Below are 3,826 nucleotides of genomic sequence, written 5' to 3' on the forward strand. Positions count from 1 at the left end.
GGATGATCCCTTCTGTCGTGCTGTCGCCCAGCAGCAGAATCTGAACTTTGCCATCGTGTTCGGCGTGTGCCGGGGCACCTCCGAAAAGGATCATCAGAAGGGTGACCGTCAGCAGGCTGAACGGCTGGATTCGAAGAGTGGTTCGTCTGGTGGCCAAGTTCATTCGCATCTCCCCTGATGTTCAAGTTGTCGGACCATGTTGCTGGAGCTTTTCATCCTGCCGGCGTGAACTTCAGTTCTCGACGGCGGCCAGGATGATGGACGAATTATGGCCGCCAAAACCGAAACTGTTGAGCATACCCATTCGAATTTTTTCATCGACGGGGGATGTATGGACAGTCTTTTTCAGCCATTCTTCGGATGGTTCGTCAAAGTTCAGCGTCGGGTGAATGACACCGTCGCGGATGGACATCGCGATGACGGCAGCGGCCACACTACCACTTGCGCCACAGAGGTGGCCGATCAGGCTTTTGGTGCAGCTGATTGAAAGTCGATCGGCCGCTCGTTCGCCAAATGCGGTCCGGATCGCTGTCGCTTCGGCGGCGTCTCCGAGTTCCGTGCTGGTGGCATGTGCGTTGATGTAGGGAATTTGCTCGGGCATGACGTGGGCATCCTGCATGGCAGCGCGCATCGCCTCCGCTGCACCGGCACCCGACGGATTGGGAGCCGTCATGTGATGGGCATCGGCGGTCTGTCCGTACCCCACGATTTCGCAGTAGATCCGGGCGCCCCGGTGGAGGGCGTGTTCATAATCTTCAAGGACGAGGATTCCAGCCCCTTCACCCAGCACAAATCCGTCGCGTCCCCGATCGAAGGGGCGACTGGCCTGGGTGGGAGCATCGTTTCGTTCGGAGAGAGATCGTGCAGCGCAGAAGCCAGCCAGGCCGAGCGGTGTGATGGGAGCCTCTGCTCCGCCAGTGATCACGATGTCACTCCGTCCGGTGCGAATCAGGTCACGGGCGGTGGAAATGGCGTCAGCGGCCGATGCGCACGCGGATGAGACACTGAAGCAGGGGCCGGTGACCCCGAAGTGAATCGAAATCGCCGCGGCCGCCGCGTTGGGCATGATGCGGGGAACGAAGAACGGGCTGACGCGTCCGGGGCCGACGTGCTGGAGCTTGATGCTCTCTTCCTCGAAGACTTCCATCCCGCCGATGCCGGTTCCGACGACGACGGCGGCTCGCCGGGGGTCGCCGCTTGTCGGGTCGAGTCCCGCGTCTTTCAGGGCTTCGATTGCGGCGACCAGTCCGTATTGCGCATAACGGTCGAGCCTTTTTGCCTGTTTGCCTCCGAGAATTTCGTCCGGCTGGAAGTTTTTGACTTCGGCGGCGATCCGGGTGCGGTAGTTAGAAGCATCGAATCGGGAGATCCTGCCCACCGCAGACTGACCGTCGCAGACCGCCTTCCAGAAGTCGGGCATATTGTTGGCTAAGGGGTTCACTGTTCCGAGGCCAGTGATGACCGCGCGGCGCATTTCCATGGGACGTCCTTGTCAGGTATTAACGGACCGCGCGGAATGGCGATCACGAGGAAACTTCGGGGGGAGAATCTTACGGGGGATTCACCTAGATTTGCGAGAACAGGAGCGACACGTTCTGACCGCCGAAGCCAAAGCTGTTGGAGAGAACGTGCGAAACGGGCAGTTCCCGCGCGGTGAGTGGGACGTAATCCAGATCACACTGAGGGTCTGGGGTCTCGTAGTTCATTGTCGGCGGGATGACGTTGGCGCCGATGGCCATGACGGAGAAGACGGCTTCGATCCCACCGCCGGCTGCGACCAGATGACCTGTCATGCTTTTGGTGCTGCTGACAGGAAGATGATCGGCGGCAGTTCCAAAGACCTTGCGGATGGCCAGAGTTTCCAGTGCGTCGTTCGCCTTGGTGCTGGTTCCATGCGCATTGAGGTAGCTGACGTCGGAGGGGTTCAAGCGGGCTTCCTGAAGAGCCAGCTTCATCGCGGTGACGGCTCCCCTCCCTTCGGGATGAATGTCCGTCACGCGGTAGGCATCGGCGGTGGAACCGTACCCGGTCAGCTCGGCGTAGATCGGGGCCCCACGCCGTCGCGCCGCTTCGTATTCTTCCAGAATGATGATCCCTGCCCCTTCTCCCAGGACAAAACCATTACGGTCCAGATCGAAGGGTCGCGATGCCCTGGTGGGGTCATCGTTACGCGTCGACAGAGTCGTCAACAGACAAAAACCAGTGACTCCGAACGGATGAATCATGGAGCTGCTGCCGCCCGTCAGTGCTGCATCGAGGAGTCCATCTTCGATCAGTTTGGCGGATTCCCCGATGGCTTGAGCGGCTGCGGCACAGGCCGTGAGGGTGTTGAGATTGGGGCCTTCGAAACCGAACTCCGCTGCGAGATGAGCGGATACCATGTGCGGTTCCTGCTCCATCTCTTTCGCGGCGTCGAGATTGGCCAGCACGAGCTGATTGAAGGCGGGGAGATCGCAGTTGCCATCCGTGGACGAGCGAGCCACCGTGCTCATGAAAAGTTCAAAATCCTGACTTCCCTCGCCTGCACCGGTGTAAACGCCGATGCGGCCCGGATCGTATCCTGCCTGCTGCAGCCCCGAGTCCCGGACAGCTTGAGCCCCGGCAGCAATGGCAAAGTGAATGTTGCGTCCGGACTTGGGATATCGCTTTTGTACCTCTGGGAATGTCGTCCCAAAGTTCTTGACCTCGGCTGCGATCCGTGCGGGGTAGTTGGAGGCGTCGAATATGGAGATCGCGGAGACTCCCGACTGGCCATTCAGTAATGCGTTCCAGGACTCCGCGGGCGAGTTTCCGACCGGACTGACGCATCCCAGTCCAGTGACAACGACTCGTCTCTTTTTCACAAGTATCTCCTCGTTGGAACCGCATGTGAAAAACTTGTATATACAATTTCATGCAGCGTCAAGAGACGGGTTTCAAAGGGAATTGGCTGATCGATCGGGACACGAAACGCAGGCGGGGGTTCGTGCATCCGCGTGGCTCGGAATAGGATCAATGGCAGCCAATTCCAATCTTAGCGGTGTTATACTGCAGAAGAGAGTGTGATCGTGATTCCGGGCCAATTTGCTGAAAATGGTGAGATGTCGAGATTACAGCAGCGACTTCAGGATCAGCGGTTTCGAAACGACTACCAGTTGGTGGACGGCGCTGAGATGCATCGGGCAAACCCAGCGACATTTCACGTTCCGCCTGCTGTGCTGAAGCGTCAGGTCCGCCCGGGGCAATTCGTCGAGCTGCGGATCGATTCACCACGATTCTCGCTGCATGAGGAAGTCGCGGAGAAATGTCCGTGTCCTTCGTGCGCGGGGCCACTTTCCAAACCCATATTGAAGCATACGCACCCTGCATCCCTCTTTCCTTTACCCGACCGGGTGATCCCTTCACGTGGCTGGGGTGAAGACTTCTGGGGCCGGATCTCAGAACGAGTTGATGACCTCTTTCTGGGTGTTGTCGACAATGTGATGGTCGAGTCCCGGCTACATGGGGTTTGGTTTGGAAGTGAGATCGTCTTTCACGCAGACCATCTTCTTGCGGTGCATGATGTGCATCGTCGCGAGCTGGTTTCGGGGATGGACGTGCAGGACCTTAAAGAGTTGGCTGCGTGGCTGGCCGAACTGCGAGGCCCCACTACCTGAGAACACATGTTGATGACACGTGGTTTTAAGGTGACAGCCCATAAAGAGAAACGCTTCATGGGCTGTCGTCGTCAACGGTCTGAGTTCCAGGGGCTGCGAGGTTCTTTATTCGGCTGCGATTTTCGCCAGCTCGCCCGCTCCGGACTTGAGGCCATAAAGGAGCTGCACTTCATCGACGGACAACGCGCGGT

At 58.6% G+C, this 3,826-nt stretch carries 4 protein-coding genes; 2 read left to right on the top strand and 2 right to left on the bottom strand.

Features of this window, described 5'->3' with window-relative positions; genetic code table 11:
- Positions 1-232: 232 nt before the first annotated feature.
- Together fabF and VGE80_RS17145 are read right to left on the bottom strand one after the other, a co-directional pair.
- Positions 233-1,480, bottom strand: coding sequence for a beta-ketoacyl-ACP synthase II (gene fabF / locus VGE80_RS17140; RefSeq protein WP_440593517.1), 1,248 nt, complete (start codon positions 1,478-1,480; stop codon positions 233-235).
- An 85-nt stretch (positions 1,481-1,565) separates the two neighbouring features.
- Positions 1,566-2,843, bottom strand: a complete 1,278-nt coding sequence (locus VGE80_RS17145; protein ID WP_440593518.1) for a beta-ketoacyl-[acyl-carrier-protein] synthase family protein — start codon at positions 2,841-2,843, stop codon at positions 1,566-1,568.
- 237 nt (positions 2,844-3,080) lie between these two features.
- Here VGE80_RS17145 and VGE80_RS17150 point away from each other — a divergent pair, with 237 nt between their 5' ends.
- Together VGE80_RS17150 and VGE80_RS17155 are read left to right on the top strand one after the other, a co-directional pair.
- Positions 3,081-3,635, top strand: coding sequence for a hypothetical protein (locus VGE80_RS17150; RefSeq protein WP_397571616.1), 555 nt, complete (start codon positions 3,081-3,083; stop codon positions 3,633-3,635).
- A 6-nt stretch (positions 3,636-3,641) separates the two neighbouring features.
- Positions 3,642-3,826: hypothetical protein (locus VGE80_RS17155; RefSeq protein ID WP_440593519.1), on the top strand; the 185-nt coding region annotated here is incomplete at its 3' end.

The sequence above is a fragment of the Schlesneria sp. genome (assembly GCF_036405755.1).
Classification (GTDB): Bacteria; Planctomycetota; Planctomycetia; order Planctomycetales; family Planctomycetaceae; genus Schlesneria; species Schlesneria sphaerica.